We start from the raw sequence: 23,232 nt of genomic DNA on the forward strand, positions 1-23,232 counted from the left end.
ACCGGTAAAGGTCTGCGAATTGCGGTTAAGTAGCGCTACATTGCTTGAGAGCTGGGAGTCAGAGACGGAGCCGGAGGGGCCTTCGGGGCCCTGGGCACCAGTGGCTCCGGTTGCTCCGGTTGCGCCAGTGGCTCCCTGGATACCTTGGGCACCGGTTGAGCCTTGTAGGCCTTGAGCTCCCTGAGGGCCATCTGAACCTTGTAAGCCTGGCGCGCCTTGCAAGCCGGCTGCGCCGCTTGGGCCAATGTGACCAATGGAGCCTTGTGCTCCTTGCTCCCCTTTCGGCCCTCTCTCACCGGGGTATGCCACAAATTGATCAGCTAGTAACCCTACTCCAACTCCGACTGTAGCCGTGGTAAAGAATATAATAAGTAGTTGGTTAAAGGAGAGGGAGAGTATCCCAGTTTGATTCTTGAGTAACGCAAATAGACCCGTTGGGGGCGGGGTGTTGGGTTGGTTTGGCGCAAGCCTTCTGTAACCTTGATGGGCCGGTAGGCCTTTGAGGTTATGATCCAACCGTATATAGCTCCTCTTTAGTTTTTATTTACTCCACCCTACTTATGCCAATAACAGCCCTTATTTAGAGCCTGAAAAAGCATAAGCGTGATGTGTAGTAATTATACCGCTTATGTTAATGACTGGCAACAGGTTTGTACTACTGGCGTTATTCCACAGTTGGGCGACCTGAGGCAGCCGCTACCAGACGGCCAACTCCCCAGCCGATCAGCGCGTAAACCGCTATTGCCACCAAGGTAGCTGAATCTAGTACGGCGGTGGTTACGGCCCCCTCTGTTACCAAATCGCCTCCGAATATGCCGTAAAACGGAGCTACAAACGGATTAGTTAGGCTGTAAACGAAGTCTACAAAACCGCTACCTGGATTAGCCCCCAATAGCCGAAATATGAATCGGAAAGTTAATAGTGCTATGAGTAAGCCGAACAGGAAGTAAATAAGGTTCTGCGCAGTGTAATAATCTGAACCGTTAGAACTGCTCTTCCTCTCGGTAATAATCTCTCTTTCTGCCATGACATCCTCCAAAATTAATTAAGCTTATTATATGCCTATTATTGGCTTGTGTCAGGGATTTTTCTTTGTGCAAAATGCTAAATATCTAACTTGGCTTGACCAAACACTCGCTTTATGTCATTATCATAACTCTGCTAGGATGTGAGCTAATAGCTGTTCTGTAAAACCAAAAACTCAAAGGGGCAAAATGAAGCGCTTCTTGATTGCAATTCTAGCCTTGGGGGCGCTGATGGCAGCTGCCAGCGGCGGGGTGATTGCCTACGACAAGCTAACCACGCCCAATGTCCAAGAACTCAAGACCAAGTTTCGAAAAGTTCAGGTGCTGACAAATAAAGTGGCGCGGGCCAGGCAGTCTTTCATTCGCTACGACCGAATGCACCCGCACTTCAGTCAGCTGCCAGAACCTATTCAGGTTAAGAAGGCTGCTAAAATGCGCAACCTGGAGCAAACTTACGCGCGCTGCAAAAAGGTCTTAGAGGCCTACCTCTCCGACTTTGATAAGGCAAAAGCCGATGTTCAGAAACAAGCGCCTAAAGACAAAGGTGGCTGCAACGGCGCAGCAGTTGATCGTGTAATACTCAGAGTGGCTGACGGCAAACCAGCCAGCTAGCTACAGGCGGTACCACATTAAGTGGTGCCGCCTTTTTCATACTTGAAATTATGCAGAATTATTTTGACAGTAAAACGCTTATGCTGTAGCATAAGCAGTACGAGTTCTGGAGAATCCAGAATTTTTTAGTTCATTGAAACTTAACCCATAAACGTCGGGAGGCGTTAAAGATGGCAATGAGTGCACAGACAGGGTGTGTCGTTGGCAGTGTGGTTGCTGCCTGCCTCGGCGCAGGGGTAGTTAGCGACCCGGCAAAGCCGGTTCAGAAGAAGTCGGTAACCCCCAAGGTAAGGGCGCACCACGTCAAGACGGTGCATGACTTTACCCGTGTAGGCGGCAAGCTGGTAGTAGGCGTCGAATCCATCGGCGGTAAGCCGGTGCGGCACGTAGTCTACCCGGCTGGCAAGTCCTACACCGTAGAGCACGATATCGTCCGGCGCGGCAGCAAAGTATGGGTACACCACGTAGTGCGTGGCCCACTGGGCAATGTAGTGATCGGCTCGGTTGTCCGCCACGTAACTGCTGACTAAAGGTGGGCAGTCTAAATAGTTGGCTGCCACTAGCTTTCTTTGTTTTCCTGGTTCTGTTCGATATGCAGAACCTCGCTATTTACCTGAAGCGAAAGCTGCCAATTGGTGCAAATCCGTCAAGCGATTTCACCATTCTGGTGCCGATATTCGGACACTCCAAATATCTAGCCAACTTGTGGTATCTGGAGCGGTATAAAGCAAATACCGTCATCGTCCTCAACACGACGACTCCAGAACTGCAGCAGTTCGCAAGCGAGCTGGAGGGTCAGGACTGGCGAGTACACCATACGGCCTTTGCCGGAAAGATCTCGCCGGCCGATATGCTGAAAGCCGGCCTAGGCGCCGTGCAGACAACCTATGCCCTCCGCATGGATGGCGATAGCTACACCAAAGACGATTTGGCTCTGGCTGTCGGCGCTATGGAGGATTCCGGCAAAGACCTGTGCAGTGTGCGGGTTCTGCCCAGCCGCCGTAAAACCCTGGCCGAGAAGATGCAGGGCGTGGAATACGATGTGGCCATGCAGGGCAGAAGGCTTCGGCCTTGGTTCACTTCTGGTGCTTGTATACTAGGGCGCACCGAAGCGCTTCGCCACATAATGAACCATCATTCACAATGGTTCTTTGGTGAAGATATCGAAGTCGGCATGGTGGCCAAGCACTTCCGGATGAAGGTCGGGCACATTGATATGCCGGTGTATACCGATGTGCCGGAAACCTTCAGGGCCTTGGCTAAGCAGCGGCGCGGATGGTGGGCAGGGCACTTCAGGCACTCCATCATCAATATGGAACACCTACTGCACTACCCGGTAGATATGGCCTACAGGCTGGTACTGATCTACCTGCTGTTGGCCACTAAATGGTGGGAAGGGCTGGCTCACTACTGGCTGCTACCGATAATTATGTTTTTGTACATTTTTATCACCCTGCTTGCCAACTGGCCTGTACGCAGTAGATGGATGGCGCTTTTCCCTCCCTATGCTCTGTGCCAAACCCTTTTCTTCCCCGTACTGGGAATGTTCTATTTCTTCCAAGTGCGGCGGCAGACAGGCCGGCCAGCCCGTTTTAAGATCCGGCTCCGCCGGCAGAGATGGCAGCCCAAAACTGCCTAAACTAAGCCCTCTCCTTTAAGGAGGGGGCTTTAACTTTCTTGGTCATCATTGTCCTTATTTAGCGAAAGATATACAAGAGTGGCTAAAAGGGCCGCTAAAACCGATATTAAAATAACTATCCGTTTTTTCACTTGGCGCTCCTGACTTTGGCCTGAAGAGCAGAGGCTCGCTTCCCTAGGCCGTAGATGGAGTACACCGATAGGGCGATTGCCAGAATGTTAGCCGCGATGCCGATGGTTCTAATTAACCCCACCGAGGTGCCGGCACCCACCGCGGCCAGTAGCGGCCCCAGAAAACCGGTGCCGCACACTGCGCAGCCGGCGCCAATAATAGCCGCTGCCAAAGACAGGCCGCTTTTACCTCCCTCCCTGGCTGCTTCTCTGCCCACACCTACAAGCACATACCATAGAACCGCTGCGTTAACTCCGAAAAGAACCGAAAATGCCAATATTGTAGCTGCGCCCAGTGAATCGAAATTAGTAAACACTGAGCCGTAGCCGTTTAAGACGAACTGAACTTTTTCAATAAACGATAGATTGGGGCTGGCAAAAATGTAGGCCAGCAGGTTGAGGTTGAACACCCACAAAAGCACCCCTAGCGCTATAACGGCCATAACCAGTGCCGCGAGGCCGTACCGGCTGGCTAAAATTGTCAGCACCGCCCTCGCGCTAACTTTTATTTTTAGAAGTAACAAGCTCATAACTGCGAATCAATAATCGTTTTAAAAACTGAGAATGGCTGGGCGCCTACGACTTTCTGCGTACCTATGAAAAAGGTCGGTGTGCCGCTAATTCGGCTCTGGGCCTCGGTGTTATCGGCTTCAACTTGAGCGGCATACTTACCGCTTTCTAAACACTGATCAAAAGTATTCTGATTCAGTCCGATTTGTCCGGCAATCTGCTTTAAGCTCGTCTCGTTAATCCCGGATCGCTGTCGGCGAAAGGTTTCATCGTGATAAGCCGCAAACTGATTTTGCTCAGCCGCGCAGTACCAAGCCTGGCCGGCCAGTTTTGAGTTCGCGCCAATGTGCGTTTCTACCTTCAGCTGCAGTTTAGCCTTGCCGGTATCAAGATACTCCCTCTTTAGCTGTGGTTCGGTAGTCTCAAAAAAGCGCAGGCAAATCGGGCATTGCGGATCGCTGTATTCCAGGATTGTCACCTTGGCATTCGGATTACCAATGATAAGCTCGGGAGCAGATTCGGTCTTCTTGGTCTGCGGTTGTTGGGTAGTCGGCGCTGGCGTGGTCTGAGTGTTCTTGTCTTTGCTTGAACCTATCCATAAGTAAGCCCCTCCTATGGCCAGAGAAGCTGCTGTGAAAATGAATATGACAGTCCGCTTGCTCACTCGGCGTCGCCGCTGACAGACTCGGTCTCTTTTATGCGCTTGTTTATGCTAGAGATCGAATTTTTATTGTTGACTGGCTTTACAAAAATCACCCAATCCTGCCCCCACCAATGATTTTTAAGCCCGGCCTCTTCGCTCCAGCCTAAACGGCGATAGTAATCGGGCGCGATTTCTGTCCAAACCATAATTTTACTTACAGGCGGCTTTACGTACTGTTTTTCGAACTCATTCAAAAGAGCGCGGCCAATACCCTTCTTACGCGCGGCACCGTCTACATATATCGAGTAAACCAAGGCTACGCTATCATTATTAGGATTAGCGATAATGTAGCCCACTATCCGTCCGTTATCTTCAGCTACTAAAATCAGGCGCTGGCGCCTAATGATTGTGGTGAGTAGAGAGCGCTTGGAGTTGCGGGCTTTCAGCTGCTGTTTTACGTGCGGTGGATAAAAGCCGTAATCGTTTTCGATTGACTGGGCGGCCAGTTTACTGACTGCTGTTAAATCGCGTACTTTGGCCGGCCGGATCACTGGCGATACCTCGAGCAGTCAGTGGCAGGGGCAAGCGGGCTTTCTATCTGCTTAAGCCACTCGAGAACTTTATTTCTACCTGCAGCCATAGCGGTATAATGCGTGGCCGCAGGGCTTACAAACAGCTGCACACTGCGAGAACTATTGTTGCGGCAGAGTCTTTGGGTGAGTTGTAGCTGTGAATTCGGCAGTACTACGGTGTCTCGTTCGCCGCTAATTGTCAGCACCGGTGTTTTGGAGCTGTAGTCGCCGGCCAGGTTTTTTCTCATCAGCCGCTCAAACTCAGGTACCAGCAGCTCAAGCGTATCGCCCCTGGCCGCCTTAAGGAATTCCGGCTGGTAGACCTTATCGACCGTGGATTTATTGCCAAAACGGCCGGCCATAATCTCTACCTGGTCAATACACAGGCTTCTAGCGTCAGTCTCTAAGGTTTGGGCGTGAGGTTCCTGGAGCATATCCAAGGGCAGCGTGGGCAGTTCGTAATAATCACGATAGGCAGCCAGTAGGTAGGGCGGCAGCCAAGTAGCCGTGGCACCGCTAACGGCGTCTTTAACCAGCTTGCCTACATCTGCGGCCGGTACAAACCCGGCAATGGCATTAATATCAATCTCCTCAGCGTAATCACGCCTGATTTGGTCGGCCCACAGAGCGGCATGGCCTCCCTGGGAATAACCGGCCATTACGAAACCTTTGGGGTGAATGTACCCAGGGATTCTTTCGTCTTTCAGCTTCTGCATTGCCCGAGCGGTGTCTAGCATAATCCGCCCCTCAAATTCACCTACAAAGTAGGCTTGAATTCCGCCTGGCAAACGATTGTCGTAATCGGTTGTAGCAACAGCATAACCCTGGCCGGCATAAAAAGATAAATGATTGTCGTACCGGCTCCAGTTTTTACCCCTGGCCCGCTCGAGCGTTGGAGCGCATTCGGCTCCAGGGCCGGTTGTGCCTGGGCCAAATACAATCGCGTTGCCAAAGTAAGGCTGCTGCGGTATATAGAAGCGGCCTTTAATATTCACCTCTTTGCCGTTACGAGGATCTTGGCTGGTATAAGTGACTTCGTACTTTTCAATCGCGGTTTTAGCCGTCTGCACTCCAGTGGGGCCATATACCACGGCGGCCTCGGTATTAATAGCAGCTGCATTCAGTGTACCGGTATGTTTAAGCTCTACTATCTCCCCGCCTACCGGCTTAGGCTTTTTTAACTCGAATAAAGGCAGGCCGCTATCCTCACTTGTCTGCCCACCCCAACGCAGAACAGCAATAATCACCAGTAGCAGTACCAGCACAAAAAGGGATATTGAATATTTTCGTCTTGCTTTAGACTTCTTCATCTCTTGTAAATGAAAAGTCTCCTGATTATCCATAGATTAACCATACAATTGCTTATGGTTTTGTTCAAATTATTTACATAACAAAAACCGCTCCAAGTGGAGCGGCTCTGCTTAGTAGGCTTATTAGCCCTTCTTTAGAATCGGTAGGCCGGTGCGAGGGTTTTCCTGCACAATGTAGCCAGCTGGCAAAGCGTCTACGGCGTCGTTATCGCGTACGTCGCGGGCGAAGAAGTAAATGCGCTGAACGCGTCCGCCTTTAAGTGTTACGTCTTTGCCGTGCAGGAAATATTCCTGACCTTTCGAGTTTGTATGTGAGTAAGCCATGTGTAATCGACTCCTTTAATTAATCTTATCCCAGAGTAAGCTAAGCCTTACAGGTATGTCAACCCTTAAGTCATCAGGTGAGGCTTGCGCGCTACCCTTCCCTTCGCTACAATAACGCTAATGGTAATAAGTAGCGGAGAGTATACATGCATCAAATAGCCCCAGGCAGACAGTCTAAGAATTCAACCCTTAACACAGCTCTGGTCGTACTGCTGATAGTGGTTTCGGTTGTAGCAACTATTTATTTAGGAATGCGCATCTTAAGCACGTCTAACACCAGCAAGGCTATTAAGAGCAAGCAATACCAAGCGCTCTTCCTGACCAACGGACAGGTCTACTTTGGAAAATTAAAATCAGTCGACAGCAGCTACGTGAGGCTGAACGATATTTACTACCTGCAGGTACAGCAGTCAGTGCAGCCTGGTGAGCAGAAAAAGGAAGGTGACGATAAACAGCCTCAAGTTTCCTTGGCCAAGCTAGGCGGTGAACTTCACGGACCAGAAGATGTTATGTATATCTCACGCGATCAAGTGCTGTTCTGGGAAAACCTAAAAGACGACGGTAAGGTTGTAACAGCGATTAAAGAGAACCAGTCGGGTAAAAAGTAAAATAAAAGTTTATTAAAAAGTCCCCTTTCGGGGGGATTTTTTAATTCCACCCTTCTTCCCCAAGGAAGAGATTATTTAAGTTTTACCCTGCCGGCAGGCAGGCTTGAGTGTCGGTTTGGGGATTGGGAAAGGAAGATTACTAGCCACCAGATAAGCCACAGCACGGCCGTAACTATGGCAAAGTTAACTGCGATATTATCTGACACCCACGCACCTAGCAGAATATCTAGCAGGAAAATTACGATGCCTTGCAGCGTATAAGCCAGCAGAGAGTTGCGCCCCAGCACAGTGAGGAAGCCTCCTGCCAGCCGGCTAATAGCTGCCTGGTATTTGCTAAATAAACCGTAGAGCAGGCTAAACCATAATAGGGCTACTATAATCCTAGCCGGCTCCATCGTCTGCCGCACAAAATAAGATTCTAGATTATCCCTATACCACTGCTCTGCCCCGTGAAAATGGATGAAGAATACGCCCAGAGCCACCGTTATAGCCATGAAGCTGCCTAAGAACATCCAGGCATTCCGCTTTAGGCGTGGGGCAAGAGAGCGCCACTTGGCTTCTAATCGCGGCAAGTGGTAGCCGGCTATGATTCCGATTACAAAAAGCAGCTGCCAGGCGAGGCCGAAATGATCTCCGCGCAGCAGCCAGACAGATGCCGACGCGACCAGTACCAATTGCCACAAGCGCTTGTGCAAGGCCCACAGAATTAGCGGCGAAACAAATAAAAAGGCCGCGTAGTAAATTAAAAAGTCGGTCCAGCCATAAACATACTGACCGGTAATGGCATTAAGGATCAGTGAAGGCCAATCGTCATTTAAATTCGCGCCGCCTTTAATATTGCTGCCAAAACCCAAATGTTTGGCAAGTGCCGTAAACCCGAGAGTTAGCGCTACCGCCAGTACATACAGCTTCCCGGCCCGGCGCCAGAGTTTACTCGTGGCATAACGGGCACCATAATGAACCCAATCCCTCCCCCGGACCAAGCCGACCATCATACCCGAAATTATAAAGAAGCCTTCAGCTGCAGAAGCCCATAGAACACCCTTGCCAGTTATCACCTCATAACCGGCCGGTGCTCGGCGCAGATGATCGACTATTATCACGAATATAAAAAACCCGCGTAAAAGGTCTATTGCGGGGCGGCGAATTAGTTTAGAAGTCTTCAAGCCCTAGCCCGATAAATTCCTATGGCTAAAACCACGACAGCAGCTAGGATGCTAAGGCCGGCCAAATCCGGCGTCCAGATTGGCGAAGTAAGTACCTTAGTGTAAGCGGCCTGGTCGGGCATCACTGCCGGTTGGGGGTTAGCGCCAGGACGCGCCCGAGAATTAATATAGTCACTCACGCATTTTGCCTGGGCAATCGAATCTTTATGAACCGCACATGCCCGCTGCGCCTCGCCATACAGTTGGCTACTGGAGCTGGGCTGGGCGGTAGCCTTTGCTGCCTCCACTGCACGATTGTAGCTGTCTTTTAGAAAAATCTGGGTACCGGAAAGCATATGCGCATTGGTGTAGAGCTGTAGTGCTACGAGATCGGCGCCTACATCCTGGCCGGCAGCGTCTTTTGCAACTATTTTCGCGGCCTGCTGGTTTACATAGCTTTTGCCGGCTGCAATCTGGATAATTCCGAATGCCATAGCCAGGGCGGCAATAATTAAAATATTACGCTTAGAGATTTTCATACCTTAGCTATTTTAAAAGAAGGCTCACACATTACAACCGCCCTATAGAAAAGCAAAAGGTGCGAGGGTTGCCACCACAAATAGCAGAACCATAATAATAATTGCTATTTTTTGTGCTTTATCGCTCATATTCCTGCCATCTTAGTAACTGTAAAAATAAATACCGCGCCGACCATGGTCATGGCCAAAGTAAGGCGCGAAGGATGCTTGGTGCTAGCCTCAGGCAGCACATCGCTGGCACCTATATAGAGCAAGAAGCCGGCCGAAATGCCCAGATAAGCTAGAAGTACCGGCTCGGGCAGTGTAAAGAGTAAAGTAGAGGCAGCACCCAGCGGAGCGGCTAAGGCCACCACTAGAAGCAACTGTAGCGATTTTCGGGGAGAGTTCTTATGTGCTAGCATCAGCCCGACAGTATTTAAGCCATCCGAAAAATTATGCGCCACCACCGCTAGCGCTACAGCTAGTCCAATAGCCGCATTCACCTGAAAAGCCAGACCAATCGCCACTCCGTCTAGAAAGGTATGACTGGCAATTGCGGCGGCTGAAAGCTGGCCGACAGCCGGGTGACCCAAACGCACATTGCGCTCTTCCTCATGGACATGTGTATGAATGTGAGTCATCTTCTCTAATATGTGAAAAGCCAGAAACCCGCCCATCATGCCTATCATAGGAATAGTTGGATCATAACCACCGGCATGTACGATTTCAAAGATTTCAGGCAGCAGATCAAAGATGACTACTCCCATTAAAATCCCGGCCGTTAGGCCTAATACGTGATGCAAGTGGCGCCGGTATTTAAGCGCGAATAAGCCCCCGGCCATAGCGGCCAAGAACCCGACAATAGCAAACCAGACTGCAATCAAACTTGTATTCCCATATTTATCACCTGTTCCACTTTATAGATAACTATATTCTAAATCAAACGATTTTGAACCTGAGCCAACATAAGCAGTATAATACTGCTATGGGTGTAATTGACGAACAGGCTGCTAACCGGCTAAATGCCAGGCGCGGCTTAAGCAGAAGATTCTTTTTAACGGTAGTATTGCCGCCAGTTATTCCTTTTATTGTACTTGGATATCTCGGTTACGGGCAGCTCTCTGGCTTAATTAGAGCCTCACTTATAGATCAGCTAGCCAAATCGGCTCAAACCACGGCTGCCAAAGTAGACCGCGAAATCTCCATTCGCCAGACGGTTTTAACCAAAACGGCCGAAGAAGTATTCGAGATAAAAAACGAATTTGACAGTAGAAGAAGCAAGCTGGCCACCCAGCGCGACAGCTGTACCCGCAATGTGAGTGTGAATATTAGTTTTATCGGCCAAGCCGATTGTGACCCCTTTCTGGCTGAGTTTGCCAGGTTAACAGTAAGAAGCAGCTCGCCCAGCTCAGTGTTGGCTGACTACCGGCAGGCTATCAGCCAGGGCTACCAAAAGCAGGTTGCTGGGCTCACTAGTGATGAGAAGGCTAAAATCAGCGACCGGCTGCGGTCATACACAGTTTTCTTCCCGGAAACCACTGAAATTGTTATTAAAGCTGGGGGCAACACAGTGGCCGAAACGGCCAGTATCAGCCAGCGCTACAAATCATCTGGCTCCGGTGTGTTACCGCTTCAGACGGCTGGGGATAAACGGCTGGTAGGTCTTGGCGGTAATGTATCTGCTAAAGGCTACAGCGGCAGCGTGCTGGCGGCTTATGACGCCGACCACAGCGGTTTTTTAAAGCCCTCTTGGCAATCAGCCCCCCGGCCGTATAAAGAAGATGCCGTATATATTGCCGAATCAAGCGGTAGTGTGGTTTACCCCAAGCTAGCTGATAGCAAAAATAGATCAAAAATCTTGGCAAGCGCCGCCAAACAAAGCAAGGCTGCAAGCCCCGAGTATTCATTTAATGAGGGTGGAAAGCCAATGATTGCCCGGTCTGCTAGGATCAACGACAGCCCTTGGCTGGTCATGGCAGCTTCCCCAACCCAGCTAGTATTGGGTGAGCTGAATACTGCGCAAAATCTGGCTTTGGGGGCTATTGTCATCTCGCTATTGGTCTCACTGTTTGTCGGATTAGTCTTTGTAGCCTCTGCCACAGAAGCAATTAAAAAACTATTAGCCGGCGCGTTGCTATTTGCCAGCGGTAAGCTGGACCACAAAATCACCCTTAAGACTAAGGATGAGCTGCAGGCCTTGGCCGAAACTATGAATGATATGGCGGCCCAGATTCTGGCTGGCCAGAAAGCGCTAGACGAAAAAAACAAAGAGTTTATTAGTGTTGCCACTCATGAGCTCAAAGCCCCCATGACGTCCATTATCGGCAACTTATCGATGGTATTAGAGGATGGGATGGGCAAGGTCGATAGGCAAGCCCGGGAGCTAATAGGCCAGGCCTTTCTGGGAACTACCCGACTACGGGAGCTAGTAACCGATATGCTAGACATTGCCCGGTTGGAAGGCGGCAAGATCCAGTTTGAGATTAAACCGACAGATATCGGCAAACTCACAAATGAAATAATTAGTATGCAGTCCGTACCGGCTAAGGGCAGAAAGGTCAGCTTCGCCTACCAGCCAGGCAAACCACCCCAAAAAGTACTTGCCGACGAAGCCAAACTGCAGATTATTTTGACGAATTTTATTTCTAACGCCATTAAATACAACCGCACTGGCGGCCAGGTGATTATAAGGCATTCCGTACAAAACGGACATCTAACCACCTCGGTAGCCGACACCGGTCTAGGTATACCCAAGGAGCAGCAGGCCAAGATGTTCCAAAAGTTCTTTAGAGTGCAATCGCGCAATCGCAGTAATATTCCTGGTACCGGACTTGGTCTGTATATCACTAAGCAGTTTATCGAAGCAATGGGTGGTGCAGTCTGGTTTGAGTCGCAAGAAGGCAAAGGTACAGCCTTTTACTTCAGACTGCCGCTGGCTGAATAGTTCTTATTTAGGATTTTCGGCTAAAATTTTGATATTGTTTAAATCAGATTTGATGCGGTTGTAGGCCATATACTTAAAAATCGGCTCCGCCATATTAAATATTTTGACATTAGCCTCAATCTTACAGTTGCAGATTAAATTGGTGCAATTCTTTTTGGTCTCTGAAACCTGATAATTTACTGTGTAAGCCAATGGGCCGGCCTCACTTTTTACCTCAAATTCTTTGCCCGCAAGCAGTTTTGTTACCCTATTAGTCGATTTAATTTTTTTACCAAGTGGATAGCCGGTAGAATCATAGACCTGATTGACTTTTAATTCCCCGACAGCCGAAACGTGAGTAATAACGGTGCTCCATAGAGTATGGCAATCAGCATTCTGGAGATATTTAAACACCTCCTTTGGCTTGGAGCTGATCACGATCTTGGCTTGGATACTTACTGACATCTACTTAAAACTACCAACCCTGCAGTCTTTTTAAAAGGCTTTTCAATGTGTACCAAGCAGTTCTCTTGTCTTTAGTTCGGGGTCTTTAGCTCTCATCAATACTTCACCAATCAGCACTGCGTCAAAACCTGCAATATTCAACTCTGTTAGTTGTTGGGCGCACGAATATCCGCTTTCTGCGACCACCAAGGTACCCGGCGGCGCCATTGGTCTCAGTAGGTTGGCCGTTTGGATATCGACCTTGAAGGTTTTTAAGTTCCGGTTGTTAATACCAATAATCCTAGGGTTAATCTCCAGCGCGCGCTTTAGTTCGGCTTCGCTATGCACCTCTATAAGGCAATCCAGACCCAGCTCCCTAGCCTGCGCGTAAATCTCCCTGAGTTGCTTGGTGCTGAGTATGGCCGCTATCAGCAAGACTGCATCGGCGCCATATGCAGCGGCCTCATACAGCTGATACTGGCTAGTAATGAAGTCTTTGCGCAGAATCGGAATATCCACCGAATCTCTTACGTCTGCCAGATCTTGCAGCGATCCGCCGAAGCTCCCCTCTTCGGTTAAAACCGAAATGGCGGCCGCCCCAGCCCGTGTATACATCTTTGCGATTTCGGCGGCATTGCTTCCGCGACGAATATCACCCTTGCTGGGCGAGCGCCTTTTATGCTCAGCAATTAGGGACAGGCCCGGCTGCCCAAGAGCTTGGGTAAAGGATAGTTTAGCCCGACTGCGATTTTGTATCTTTCTTTCTAGCTCTCTTATGGGCAATTTTTTGCGCCGTACTTCGGCTTGGCGCGCTGAAGCACTAGCTAGCTGCTTTAGCATTTTTCTTAAATTCGGAATAAGCGATCAGCACCGCTAGCACCTGAACTAGAGTCATAAGTGTGAATATACCGGTAAATCCATGGGTAGCGATTATCAGCCCCCCTATTGCCGAACCGGCCGCAATTGCCAACATACTACTGGAATCATACAGCGACCACTCCTGAGATTCGCGGCCCTTGTCTTGGTTCCTGGCGTAAACGGTTTTATAGGCCGGCAAAAGCACCCCGGCTACAAGTGAATTAACTAGTAGCGCTAGAGCTAGAGAGGTGACATCACTCACCAGAAAAAAGCTGGCTGAGCCAATAGCGGCCATGCCAAAGCCCAGTACTACCAACTTGTCTTGGTTGAACCGGCTGGCAAACCGGGCGATAGCTAGTATCCATACCGCCATGGCCAGTGAATAAAAACTCCAAAGCAAACCGATTACAGCCGGTGTTGCGCCCACCTCAGTGGCGAATAGCGCGTATAGCGGCACGAAGAAATAATACCCGGCGAGGCTGATAAGATTGGCAGCTAAAAGCATTCTGAGTCTTGAGTTAGGCATAGCACTATCATAACAATCTTGCATTCATCCTAAAACTTAAAATTCAATTGTGCTTATGGTTAAGATATAATTAATATGATAAGAGGTGGGGTATATTTAAAAAATGGCAAGTACGCAGCCCAATGAAGCCGGCCTAGCCAGACGCGTTCGCTGGTATGTTGCTATTCGTTGGTTCTTTGTAGCCTCCATTGCCGTACCAAGCGTTCTGGCGCGATATATCAGCCAGGGGCTTTCACAAGATGTTATTAACGTTTTTACCTCCGGTCTAATCGCAGCTATTTATAACGTCTTTTTCTGGCTACTTACAAAACGTCTGAACCAGAGGGCCGTCTGGCTGAAAGCCTTAAGTATCTTCCAATTAGCTGCCGACACCCTGCTTATCACCTTTTTGGTATTCGAGTTTGGCGGGGTCGAAAGCCGCAGTCCGATACTGTTTGCCATACCCATACTGATTACGGGTGTGCTGTTCGGACGGTTTGCTATTTACCTCGTAGCCATCATCAGCGCCCTGCTGTATAACGGCGTATTGCTGGCCGAAATAACCGGACTGATTCAATCGCCCGTTATCAATAATGCCGCGCTGCACAGCAATATGCCTTATACCTTCAGCTCGATGGTCTTCTTTGCATCGACCTTCCTTGTAATTGCCGCCATTGCCGATTTTATGACCGCCTTACTGAAAGAAAATGAGGCCGTCACCGAAGAGCAAGCCGAATTCTTAAGAAACGCTGAGAAGATTGCCCGGGTCGGCAGCTGGGAGTGGGAAGTAGTTACCGCCGAGGTAGACTGGTCAGACGAGCTGTATGAAATTTACGGGGTTGATCGCCAGACATACCGGCCCGGCATCAGGTCTCTGCTGGATCTCGTCCACCCGGATGATGTGGAAAGAGTTGATGCCGCAATTAGAAAATCGGCAGAGAAAGCCTTCAGCCTGGAGTACCGAATAGTGCGTCCAGACGGCCAAATACGGGTAGTGCATAGCGAGGGCAGAGCCACCACCAATCCCCGCGGCAACCTCTCCGTCATCGGCACCAGCCAAGACATTACCGAGCGCATTAAGGCCGAGCAGGAAGCCCTACGCCGGGCTGAGCAGCTAGAAATGCTCAATGCTACTCTGGAGGATACCAAAAAGGCTGTTCTAAGCGCCTTGGAAGACTTGAAGAAAGAAAAGGCCCTGGCCGAAGAAGAGCGCGCTAAAGACGAGGCTATTCTGGCTAGTATTGGCGACGGGGTGTTTGCTATTGATACTAACCGCAAGATCATACTCTTCAACCAAGCTGCTGCTGACATAACCGGCTATCAATCTAAGCAGGTGATGGGTGAAAATTATCATAAGGTGTTTATGTTCCAAACAGAAAAGGAGGGCCAGCCAAGTTATGAGTTCGTCGAAAATGCCTTGAAGGGGCGGCCAGTTAATACCGAAGCTCATTTGCTACTTGCAACTAAGGGCGGGCTCTTAGTGCCAATCGCTTACTCGGCAGCGCCAATCAAAGATACTGGTGGTAAAACGCTGGGTGCGATTGTGGTCATTAAAGACATAACGGTTGAGCGAGGCCTCGAGCAGGCTAAAGATGATTTTCTAAACCTCGCCGCCCACCAGCTAAGAACCCCCGCCAGTGGTGTTAAGGCCTACAGTTATATGCTGCGAGATGGTTACGCCGGTAAGCTCACCCCTAAGCAGCTCGAGTTTTTAAAGCAGCTGAACGATAGTAATGAGCGACAGCTGAAAATCATTAACGATATGCTAAGTGTGGCCAGAATCCAATCCGGTAAGTTCGAGCCGGTGCTCGCCTCTTGTAATACCAGTAAATTAATTCAAGACATAGTAGAAGAACAGAAACAGGCTATTGCCGGCCGCAGGCAAAAAGTAACAATGCGCTTGGCCACAAACCTGCCTGAAATAAATATTGACCCCGACAAAATCAGGATGGTAATAGAGAATTTGGTTTCGAATGCCAGTAAATACACCCCCGATGGTGGGCAAATCAACATTGATGGACGACTTAAAGGCGATTACTTTGAAATCAGCGTGGCGGACACCGGAGTCGGCATACCAAAGAAGGATATGTCTAGTCTGTTTCAGCGCTTTGGCCGCCTAGATAACCCTCTAAGCACTAAAGCCGGCGGAACCGGCCTAGGCCTTTACATAGCCAAAACAATTATAGATATGCACCATGGGGAAATCACCGTTAAATCAGAGGTGGGTAAAGGTTCTGTCTTCACCATCAGTCTGCCTATTGGGTTGCAGGAGGCAAAGCATAAAGGTTAAAATATTTGGAAGGAGAAACCATGGCCCGAATACTGATAGTAGAAGATGACTCGATTTTGCAGAGTGCTTACAATACCGTTTTGAGCATGGAGGGCTACCAGGTAGATGTAGCTTCTGACGGCCTGGAGGGATTGAGGGTAGCCAAAGAAAAGAAGCCGGATCTAATATTACTGGATATGCTAATGCCTAACCTCGGCGGATTAGAATTCCTGAAGGTTTTTGAAGCCAAAAACCACCCTGAAACCAAGATTATTGTCTTTAGTAATATCGTTTCACCCGAGGATGTTAGACAGGCAATGGATCTAGGGGCAGTCAAATATATGACCAAAGCCAACTTTACCCCCAAAGAGATGGTTGCGACCATCAAAGAGCTTCTGGGGCAACAATCAACAGGGCAGGCTACTTAGCAGCTAGCTCGGCGGTTACTAAGTCCACTAGTTTTTGAGGTGTGTAATCTGACTTTACCAGGTATTTTCCTGCGCCCAGCTTTTTGGTTTCTTCAATACTGGTGGCCGTGGTACTGTTACTTAAAACGACCACCTTCACCTCTGGATGCTTGTTTATCACATCGTAGCGGCGTAAAAACTCATTGCCGTCCATTTTCGGCATAAGGATATCCAGTATTATTAGATCGGGCTTCACCTCTTCTGCTTTCAGCAGCCCTTGCTGCCCGTCTTCCGCCTCTGATACTTCATAGCCGGCATGGGTAAAGATCGTCGTATACGCCGTCCGAATTACTTCGTCATCTTCTATTATTAATATTTTAGCCATTAAACCCTCCTTTAATCTTCTAAGGCCTTGCCGTCTTTGGCAGTCAATTCTGCCGTAAGCGGCAGAGCAAACCAAAAGGTAGTGCCTTCGTTTTCCACGCTCTTAAACCAAATCGTTCCCGCAAGAGCCTCAACGATTGATTTGACTAGGTACATTCCCAGTCCTGTACCCTCCTCGACCTTTTGCACGATGTTCGCCCCGCGGTAAAATTTGCTGAACATCCGGCCTTGCTCGGCCGCCGGAATGCCATAACCGTTGTCGCTGATGGCTGTTACTATTTTATCGCCTTCTGCCGTAACAGTCACCTTAATCTGCCCTTTCTCAGGAGTATATTTAATAGCGTTAGAAAGCAAATTGGCCAGTACCTCCTTAACTAGTAATGGATCGGTAACAATCTGCGGTAAGGAGGTTGGCTCAAATATTAGCTGCTGCCCCTTTTTTTGCAGCTTCGGTGTGAGCTCATGGATAATCTCTTGGTAAAGCTGTGGTATGTCGGCCTTGGCCGGGGTAATCTGCAGCCGGCCCGATTCTATGCGCGAGATATTTAAAAGTGTATTCACCAGCTGGGTCATACGGCTGACAGTCGTTATGATGGTGTCGGTAAACTTCCGCTGCTCGGGGCTTAACTGCCCACCGTAGCCATCCACCAGCATATGAGAGTACATCATAATGGCCGATAGCGGTGTGCGCAGCTGGTGGGAGGCAAGGGATATAAATTCGCTCTTCATTCTGTCCACCTCTACCTCTTTGGCAATATCGCGAAACACTTCAATCGCCCCTACCGGTTTGTTCTCCAACAGCACCGGTGATACCGTAACGGCTACCGGCAGAATAGTGCCGTCTTTTTTCTTGTAATAGCATCTTTGCGACACCGGCTGCCCAGCAAGGAAGGCTTTTGTAATTGGCCTGTCAATCTGGCTGATTGGCTTACCGGCCTCATCCACAGCCAGTATGGTCTTGGGGTACCAGGCACCTATTATTTCCTCTGCCCTATAGCCCAGCAGGCTCAGGGCTATATCGTTAGCCCGGTTGATCCTGCCCTGCTCGTCGGTAGCTATTGCCCCATCGCCAATGCTGATAAACAACGCATCGGCCTTGGCCCGCTCCTGCTCTATCTCACGGGCTCCGGCTTCAAGCTCTTTTATTAGCTTGTCGAGATCGTACACCTAGGCAGTCTTTTTAGATAACGCCAATAAGCTTTGGGTGAAAGCTTCGACTGTTTTCCCATCTTCGGTTAATAGCGCGACCGCGATCTTGACCCAATCTACCAGCTTCGCCAGATCTTCTGGGGTCAACTCTTCGGGTTTTTTATTTAGATGGGTCTCTATCTGGCGTGCAATAAACCTCTCTGAGGCTGGGCCAAGATAGCTCTGTGTTACTTCTACGACCTGCGAGTATAAATTATTCGGCGCTGTAGCTACCATTAGACCTCCTCAATCTTTTTTAGCTGTTTGGCCCCTAAGGCTATTAAAACATATCCGACCGCTATTACCATCAGCAGTATGTATATGATTATCAATAGCGGCGCCAGGCTTAACTTCTGCAATGCTACACTGACGGCCCCCAGGAACTGTAAGAATATAGAAGATACCACCACCGCTGTTAAGCCAGCGGCCAAGTAGCCAAGCATTTTCTTATACAGGATGCCCTGAATATTTTTACGGTAAAAGTTGATGTCGAAGGCTGCCTGAAGGCCCTTGTACCAAACATACAGGTAGGGGGTGATAATTGTAGTAAGAATTAGCCAATCCGGGAGGAAATAGGTAGCCCGGCCGCTGGCTATGACCGGCACTGTGCGGTTCGGGTTGGTAAGAGTAGCGTAAATATATGCAGCCGCGAGTAGCAGAAATACGACGATTGCTACCAGGGATCGGCTGGGTAGAGCCTTCTTGGTAACTTTTGCCAAATCGGCCGCGCCCTTGGCTATCAGGGTAAAGCCGACAGCGGCAATCAGCAGGCTAATATAGTTATTGGTAATTACGACTTGCGGCAGAAGGTCATGGTTCTGCCGGCCTAGGTAGTTTAGGGTGCTGGATAGTATGGAGGAAACGGGTAAGCCTATAGCCAGCACCATAATACCGGAAGATAATCGGACGAACGCCTTTCCGTCGGGAGATGATTTGATTAGCTCAGCGTAGGATTTAAATTTAGAAAAACCGTAAAAGGCCGCAAACCAGATGCCTATTACCGGTACGGCGATGCTCAGGCTAAGCAGGCGGGACTGCAAAACAGACAAATTGTATTTGGCTAGAGAGACCGGATCGGGCGGAATACTAAAGGTAATACCAAGGTAAATGATAACCAGGAGAGCCAAGAGGGCCATATACTTTTTTGTCATAATCTGCCTTTATTCTTATGCTTAATTATAGCTTAGGTGGGTCTTATTGCAATAAAACCATTATAAAAGGGGTAATTTAGTAAATGGTATAATTCAGCTATGTTTACGGTTGAACTCGGTGTGCCGTTTAATTCAGTGGCTTGGGTGGTCGGTGCGGCGGGCACCTTACTGCTGAGCTATAAAAGCTATAAGAACTGGCAAAAAAACCAGGATCCGTTTTCCAAGTATTTGGCCTGGTTTGGTTTGGTAACCGGTATCGGTCTAGCTTTTCTGGGTATACCCCCTATTTTGAGTAGTGACGAAACCTGGCTGCGAATTCCCTACTTAATAGGCCAGGACCTAGTGTTTTTAGGATTCTTGGTTCAGGCTCGCATAGTCTGGTGGCTGTATCTGCATAATAAAATGTCTTTTGGGGTACCCGCGCTAGTTACCGCCATTCCCCTCCTTTACGCCTCCTCTCAAGCCTGGATGGGCTCTATGGTAGACCGCCAGCCCGATTTCGTTACCTTCGTGCAACCCCGGGAAGTCACCGTCATACTGGGAGCCACCCTGCTAGTACTGTTTGTGGCTACCGGCCTGTTCTTCTTGTGGCAGGTCCGGCGGCAGGCTAGCGCGCTTGCCAAAATTAAGGCTAGCGTCATCGGTATGACATACGTCATTATCGGGCTCTCAGTTGGCGGCCATAACTTGTTTTACGGTTATGGCACTACGCCGCTCTCTACTGTCTTTAATCTGGGATTCTTCATCGCGCTGATAATCAGCCTGCTAATGCCGAAAGTCACACAGCAAGAGCATCAGGTACAGCTTAAGTCCGGTCAGCCAAGTTAGCTACCAGTAATAATCCTATGATTGTTCTCTGATTCTGCCTTGCTAAGCTGCTCGTCTGAATCGTCTAAAATCTTTTCTAAAATGTTTGTTGCGCGCCGGTTGGATTCCTTTAGCTCCTCTGCCTGGAGTTTAAGAATTTTCTCCACTCGCTGTCTGTGGTAGACCGCAACCGCCATCAGCAGGCTAGTGGTGGAAACTACCAAAAGGTAGGTTTGAAGCAAGATCAAGTCACTCTCTGTTGAGCCCGAGCCCGCAAATGGCCCTAAACCGTTAATGGTCCCCCATACTGCTGTAGTGGCGGCAGTAATTGTGGCAGTTACGGCACCGATCTGAGCGAACCTAAGCACTGCCCAAATCATAAAGGGGAATAACACATAGGGCATAGGAAAAATCGAGTCGGGCGGCTGGGCAAATATCAGCGTGGCTACGACCAGTATCGAGGCAAACACCATACCGGCTTCCACTAGCCGGCCTTGAATCGAACTTCTCAGACCCTTATGTAAATATACAAGCAGTAAGGGGGTAATGATCACAGCGCCCATCATATCGCCGACCCACCAGGTCAGCCAGGTTGCCGAAAACGCACCAGGCGAGACCAAGCCACCGGATATCAAACTAGCAGTGCCTATTGTGGCAGCAATACTGGTGCTCACCATGCCGGCCAGAACAACCAGACCTAACGCATCCCTTACCCGCGTGAGCGCATTATCAAAACCCACTACTCGTCTCAGTAAGTAAGCTCCAACTACAGCTTCGAGCGTGTTGCCAATCGCAATACCGGCAGCTACGGCAGCCGGTACGTTAGTCAGCATATTAGCCACAAACGCGCCCGCAAATATTGCCGGCCAGTACTTGTACCCCATAAGTAAGAGAGCCGCCAAGGCGATTCCTGTGGGCGGCCAGACGGTACTGACTTGCTCAACAGAAAAGGCCAAAGACAAACCGAATTTGGCAGCCGCTAAGTACACCAATGCCAGGGCAGCGATTTTAGCTAGGTAAAGTGAATTTTCCCTACTTAGCTTCATGCCCTAATTGTACATCTAAAAAGAGTGAAAAAATACTACCGCAACGCTTTAGTTAAAAGTTGGTAAGAATCCGCTGAAACAGTTTATTATATTAGTAAACGGTAACCACTAGGGGGAGGGCTTGATGGGTCTATTAATAACTAAAGATACTTTATCGGAATGGACCAGACGGCTTGATCAGTATAGGGCCGGTATCGTTCTATACGTACTGATCCTTTTGGCTGCAACTATAGTTTTAGTCGATGAGCTTGCTGGCGCAACCCCCAACCAGGCTATATTACTCAGTATTTTCGTTGCCATACCATTAGTGACATTAAGCTTAATAACGCATCTTAGGCATTGGCGCTATTCTTCAGAAGCGCTCGTGATAATCATTTCCCTGCTGATTGGCTTCACCATAGAAGAGCCCTACCTGAGTGGGGAGGCCTCGATAATAATTTTCTTACCTGGTGTTATTGCGGCTCTAGCTTGTAGACGCAGATCACCCGTAGCGTGGGGAACCATTTTAACGCTCGTGTTGCTTATATCTCGTTCAGGGGGCCAGAGTGCGTACTTAGATCCAATCGGGCTGGTAATAATAGGTTTGATTGTGGGTGGAATCTTCTTAACTAGAATCGTCCTGGAAAACACCTCGGAAGCTCGTCAAGATGCAGAACGGCTACGCCAGCTTTCTGAAACCTATTTAAAAAGTATTGGGGATGGAGTGGTTGCCATCGACCGAGATTGGAGTGTCACCCTCTTTAACCCTGCTGCCGAAAAAATAACAGGATGGACAAAAGCAGAAGCCATTGGTAAGCCGCTGCGGGAGGTACTGAAATTCATTAAAGAAAGCGATCGCAGTGAAAATATCCTGTTTATTGAGAGGGCCCTGATAGAAGAAAAAATTACCACCCTTGCTGAGCCAACCCTACTTATCCAGAAAAATGGGCGAGAAACTCCCGTCGGAGAAAGCGCAGCGCCTATTTATGATGTAAACGGTAAAGTGAATGGCGCGATTATCATCTTTCGGGATGCAGCCGAGGAAAGAGCAAGTACCCAGCTGCGTTCTGGGTTCAGTTATGCATCACATCAGCTACGCACCCCAGCCACGGAGCTGAACTGGGTGCTAGAGACGGCATTGGCCGAAAAAGACCCTGAAAAAACCAAGCAGGCAATTAAGCTGGCTCAAAATTCGCTGCAAAGCATAGTCCGTCTGGCAGACGAACTGATTGAAGTTTCTGATATCGATCAAGGTACGATTGCTCTTAAATCCCAAGAGGTAACGCTTGCGCAAGTTATTGAAAATGTCAAAAAAGAGTTAAACCGCACCATGCCAGGTCTAAATGTGGCACTTGAATCCGCTCCCAGTATTAAAATCACTACGGATCCTAAGCTGTTAGAACGTGCACTGTTTGAAGTTACTAAAAACGCCTTGCAGTACGGCAAGAACATAGAGCCTAAAATTTCTGCTAGTATGCACGAAAACGGTTTACTGCTAACAATCAATAATGCAGGTAAGCCGATTCCCCCCGGTGAGCAGGCGCTGGTTTTTACTAAATTTTTCCGTGGCAGCAACCGCGACCAGAAAATTCCTGGGGCTGGGCTCGGCCTATATATCGCTAAATCTTATGTAGAAATGCTAAAGGGCAAAATGTGGTTTAAGTCTGATGCAAAAGGCACTGAGTTTAACATTCTGCTGCCGAAATAACTGCTTCTTAAAGAACTTTGCCGCTCTTTCCTAGCTCTACTTAGGTCTCGCTACTAAGGCAAGGAAGTCTGGGGTACCGCCTGAAAAGCTTTTGGAATACTTTGGTTGATCTGTTTGGTTTCCTGTAAAATCTGCCGGGCAATTATTAGGAGCTGCCTTTGCACCCCTAAGCTTTCTTGTAGTTTGGCGTCCATTTGGTATGAAACCGCTAGCTGCTGCTCGGAAAGACCCAACTGCTGCTCTGTGATCTCAAGCTGTTTCTCGGCTATCCCTAGTTGGCGCTGTACCAATTGAAACTGCTTCTGGCTAAGATCCAGTTGCTGTTTGCTAATTTCCCTTTGCTCCCTAACAGCAACTCCCATTACGGCGACTTCGCGGTAAATATGAAAAACCAATATACCCGCCGATAAAGCCAAAAGGCATACACCTAAAATCGCCATGGCTTTCGCCTCTAGAAGTCTCATAGTAGCCTTGTTTATACAAAAAG

Annotated in this window: 28 protein-coding genes; 9 read left to right on the forward strand and 19 right to left on the reverse strand. The window is 49.0% G+C overall.

Annotated features, from left to right (window positions below):
- Both VNA68_02175 and VNA68_02180 read right to left on the reverse strand, forming a co-directional pair.
- Nucleotides 1-516 (reverse strand): hypothetical protein (locus tag VNA68_02175; GenBank protein ID HVE80924.1); only part of this gene is annotated, 516 nt, incomplete at its 3' end.
- Nucleotides 517-664: 148 nt separating this feature from the next.
- Nucleotides 665-1,027, reverse strand: coding sequence for a YggT family protein (locus VNA68_02180; GenBank protein ID HVE80925.1), 363 nt, complete (start codon nucleotides 1,025-1,027; stop codon nucleotides 665-667).
- Nucleotides 1,028-1,214: 187 nt separating this feature from the next.
- On the opposite strand from VNA68_02180, the gene VNA68_02185 reads away from it, so the two are divergent.
- The 3 genes from VNA68_02185 (at nucleotide 1,215) to VNA68_02195 (ending at nucleotide 3,276) form a co-directional block, all read left to right on the forward strand.
- A complete protein-coding gene (locus VNA68_02185) occupies nucleotides 1,215-1,637 on the forward strand; it encodes a hypothetical protein (GenBank protein ID HVE80926.1) in 423 nt (140 codons plus the stop codon).
- A gap of 170 nt (nucleotides 1,638-1,807) precedes the next feature.
- Nucleotides 1,808-2,167: a hypothetical protein gene (locus VNA68_02190; protein HVE80927.1), complete on the forward strand. Its 360-nt coding sequence runs from the start codon at nucleotides 1,808-1,810 to the stop codon at nucleotides 2,165-2,167.
- Between the two features lie 2 nt (nucleotides 2,168-2,169).
- Nucleotides 2,170-3,276: a glycosyltransferase family 2 protein gene (locus tag VNA68_02195; protein HVE80928.1), complete on the forward strand. Its 1,107-nt coding sequence runs from the start codon at nucleotides 2,170-2,172 to the stop codon at nucleotides 3,274-3,276.
- A 127-nt stretch (nucleotides 3,277-3,403) separates the two neighbouring features.
- Here the strand turns inward: VNA68_02195 and VNA68_02200 are convergent, their stop codons facing one another.
- From VNA68_02200 to VNA68_02220, 5 genes are all read right to left on the reverse strand, one after another.
- Nucleotides 3,404-3,976 (reverse strand): hypothetical protein, encoded by a 573-nt coding sequence (locus tag VNA68_02200; protein HVE80929.1) that lies wholly within the window; start codon nucleotides 3,974-3,976, stop codon nucleotides 3,404-3,406.
- Nucleotides 3,973-4,620, reverse strand: coding sequence for a thioredoxin domain-containing protein (locus VNA68_02205; protein ID HVE80930.1), 648 nt, complete (start codon nucleotides 4,618-4,620; stop codon nucleotides 3,973-3,975). Before VNA68_02205 ends, VNA68_02200 begins: the two co-directional genes overlap by 4 nt.
- Entirely contained in the window at nucleotides 4,617-5,150 is a 534-nt protein-coding gene (locus VNA68_02210) for a GNAT family N-acetyltransferase (protein HVE80931.1), read from the reverse strand. Before VNA68_02210 ends, VNA68_02205 begins: the two co-directional genes overlap by 4 nt.
- The gene (locus VNA68_02215; protein HVE80932.1) at nucleotides 5,147-6,514 is read right to left on the reverse strand and encodes an alpha/beta hydrolase; all 1,368 of its coding nucleotides are present in this window, start codon (nucleotides 6,512-6,514) and stop codon (nucleotides 5,147-5,149) included. The genes VNA68_02210 and VNA68_02215 overlap by 4 nt, the downstream gene beginning before the upstream one ends.
- 90 nt (nucleotides 6,515-6,604) lie before the next feature.
- On the reverse strand, nucleotides 6,605-6,805 hold the full coding sequence (locus VNA68_02220) for a hypothetical protein (protein HVE80933.1): 201 nt from the start codon (nucleotides 6,803-6,805) through the stop codon (nucleotides 6,605-6,607).
- A gap of 146 nt (nucleotides 6,806-6,951) precedes the next feature.
- Here VNA68_02220 and VNA68_02225 point away from each other — a divergent pair, with 146 nt between their 5' ends.
- Nucleotides 6,952-7,413, forward strand: coding sequence for a hypothetical protein (locus VNA68_02225; protein HVE80934.1), 462 nt, complete (start codon nucleotides 6,952-6,954; stop codon nucleotides 7,411-7,413).
- A 71-nt stretch (nucleotides 7,414-7,484) separates the two neighbouring features.
- Here VNA68_02225 and opgC read toward each other — a convergent pair whose 3' ends face one another.
- The 3 genes from opgC to VNA68_02240 all read right to left on the reverse strand — a co-directional run bounded on the left by opgC (nucleotide 7,485) and on the right by VNA68_02240 (nucleotide 9,960).
- Entirely contained in the window at nucleotides 7,485-8,579 is a 1,095-nt protein-coding gene (opgC, locus tag VNA68_02230; protein ID HVE80935.1) for an OpgC domain-containing protein, read from the reverse strand.
- Nucleotides 8,576-9,097, reverse strand: coding sequence for a hypothetical protein (locus VNA68_02235; GenBank protein ID HVE80936.1), 522 nt, complete (start codon nucleotides 9,095-9,097; stop codon nucleotides 8,576-8,578). The genes opgC and VNA68_02235 overlap by 4 nt, the downstream gene beginning before the upstream one ends.
- A gap of 125 nt (nucleotides 9,098-9,222) precedes the next feature.
- Nucleotides 9,223-9,960 carry a ZIP family metal transporter gene (locus tag VNA68_02240; GenBank protein HVE80937.1) on the reverse strand — a complete coding sequence of 246 codons (738 nt, stop codon included), beginning with the start codon at nucleotides 9,958-9,960 and terminating at the stop codon, nucleotides 9,223-9,225.
- A 101-nt stretch (nucleotides 9,961-10,061) separates the two neighbouring features.
- Here VNA68_02240 and VNA68_02245 point away from each other — a divergent pair, with 101 nt between their 5' ends.
- Nucleotides 10,062-12,020 carry a HAMP domain-containing sensor histidine kinase gene (locus tag VNA68_02245; protein HVE80938.1) on the forward strand — a complete coding sequence of 653 codons (1,959 nt, stop codon included), beginning with the start codon at nucleotides 10,062-10,064 and terminating at the stop codon, nucleotides 12,018-12,020.
- 3 nt (nucleotides 12,021-12,023) lie between these two features.
- On the opposite strand, the gene VNA68_02250 is transcribed toward VNA68_02245, so the two are convergent.
- The 3 genes from VNA68_02250 to VNA68_02260 are packed head-to-tail and all read right to left on the reverse strand — an operon-like array spanning nucleotide 12,024 to nucleotide 13,827.
- Nucleotides 12,024-12,464 (reverse strand): hypothetical protein, encoded by a 441-nt coding sequence (locus VNA68_02250; GenBank protein ID HVE80939.1) that lies wholly within the window; start codon nucleotides 12,462-12,464, stop codon nucleotides 12,024-12,026.
- 42 nt (nucleotides 12,465-12,506) lie between these two features.
- On the reverse strand, nucleotides 12,507-13,283 hold the full coding sequence (trpC, locus tag VNA68_02255; GenBank protein HVE80940.1) for an indole-3-glycerol phosphate synthase TrpC: 777 nt from the start codon (nucleotides 13,281-13,283) through the stop codon (nucleotides 12,507-12,509).
- Nucleotides 13,264-13,827, reverse strand: coding sequence for an MFS transporter (locus tag VNA68_02260; protein HVE80941.1), 564 nt, complete (start codon nucleotides 13,825-13,827; stop codon nucleotides 13,264-13,266). Before VNA68_02260 ends, trpC begins: the two co-directional genes overlap by 20 nt.
- Before the next feature lie 103 nt (nucleotides 13,828-13,930).
- Between VNA68_02260 and VNA68_02265 the strand changes: the two genes are divergently transcribed.
- Both VNA68_02265 and VNA68_02270 read left to right on the forward strand, forming a co-directional pair.
- Nucleotides 13,931-16,096 carry an ATP-binding protein gene (locus VNA68_02265; protein ID HVE80942.1) on the forward strand — a complete coding sequence of 722 codons (2,166 nt, stop codon included), beginning with the start codon at nucleotides 13,931-13,933 and terminating at the stop codon, nucleotides 16,094-16,096.
- A gap of 20 nt (nucleotides 16,097-16,116) precedes the next feature.
- The gene (locus VNA68_02270) at nucleotides 16,117-16,503 is read left to right on the forward strand and encodes a response regulator (protein ID HVE80943.1); all 387 of its coding nucleotides are present in this window, start codon (nucleotides 16,117-16,119) and stop codon (nucleotides 16,501-16,503) included.
- On the opposite strand, the gene VNA68_02275 is transcribed toward VNA68_02270, so the two are convergent.
- The 4 genes from VNA68_02275 to VNA68_02290 are packed head-to-tail and all read right to left on the reverse strand — an operon-like array spanning nucleotide 16,496 to nucleotide 19,205.
- Nucleotides 16,496-16,867: a response regulator gene (locus tag VNA68_02275; GenBank protein ID HVE80944.1), complete on the reverse strand. Its 372-nt coding sequence runs from the start codon at nucleotides 16,865-16,867 to the stop codon at nucleotides 16,496-16,498. The two genes, VNA68_02270 and VNA68_02275, sit on opposite strands and share 8 nt — an antisense overlap.
- 11 nt (nucleotides 16,868-16,878) lie before the next feature.
- Nucleotides 16,879-18,033, reverse strand: coding sequence for a PAS domain-containing sensor histidine kinase (locus tag VNA68_02280; protein ID HVE80945.1), 1,155 nt, complete (start codon nucleotides 18,031-18,033; stop codon nucleotides 16,879-16,881).
- The gene (locus VNA68_02285; protein ID HVE80946.1) at nucleotides 18,034-18,291 is read right to left on the reverse strand and encodes a hypothetical protein; all 258 of its coding nucleotides are present in this window, start codon (nucleotides 18,289-18,291) and stop codon (nucleotides 18,034-18,036) included.
- Complete coding sequence (locus VNA68_02290; protein ID HVE80947.1) at nucleotides 18,291-19,205, reverse strand: hypothetical protein; 915 nt, start codon at nucleotides 19,203-19,205, stop codon at nucleotides 18,291-18,293. The genes VNA68_02285 and VNA68_02290 overlap by 1 nt, the downstream gene beginning before the upstream one ends.
- 99 nt (nucleotides 19,206-19,304) lie before the next feature.
- Between VNA68_02290 and VNA68_02295 the strand changes: the two genes are divergently transcribed.
- On the forward strand, nucleotides 19,305-20,033 hold the full coding sequence (locus VNA68_02295) for a hypothetical protein (GenBank protein HVE80948.1): 729 nt from the start codon (nucleotides 19,305-19,307) through the stop codon (nucleotides 20,031-20,033).
- Here the strand turns inward: VNA68_02295 and VNA68_02300 are convergent.
- Complete coding sequence (locus tag VNA68_02300) at nucleotides 20,030-21,058, reverse strand: MASE1 domain-containing protein (protein HVE80949.1); 1,029 nt, start codon at nucleotides 21,056-21,058, stop codon at nucleotides 20,030-20,032. The two genes, VNA68_02295 and VNA68_02300, sit on opposite strands and share 4 nt — an antisense overlap.
- 124 nt (nucleotides 21,059-21,182) lie before the next feature.
- On the opposite strand from VNA68_02300, the gene VNA68_02305 reads away from it, so the two are divergent.
- Nucleotides 21,183-22,745 (forward strand): ATP-binding protein, encoded by a 1,563-nt coding sequence (locus tag VNA68_02305; GenBank protein HVE80950.1) that lies wholly within the window; start codon nucleotides 21,183-21,185, stop codon nucleotides 22,743-22,745.
- Between the two features lie 53 nt (nucleotides 22,746-22,798).
- Here VNA68_02305 and VNA68_02310 read toward each other — a convergent pair whose 3' ends face one another.
- Nucleotides 22,799-23,209: a hypothetical protein gene (locus tag VNA68_02310; GenBank protein ID HVE80951.1), complete on the reverse strand. Its 411-nt coding sequence runs from the start codon at nucleotides 23,207-23,209 to the stop codon at nucleotides 22,799-22,801.
- Nucleotides 23,210-23,232: the final 23 nt, after the last annotated feature.

This window comes from Candidatus Dormiibacterota bacterium, from assembly GCA_035536395.1.
Classification (GTDB): Bacteria; Patescibacteriota; Saccharimonadia; order UBA4664; family DATLOE01; genus DATLOE01.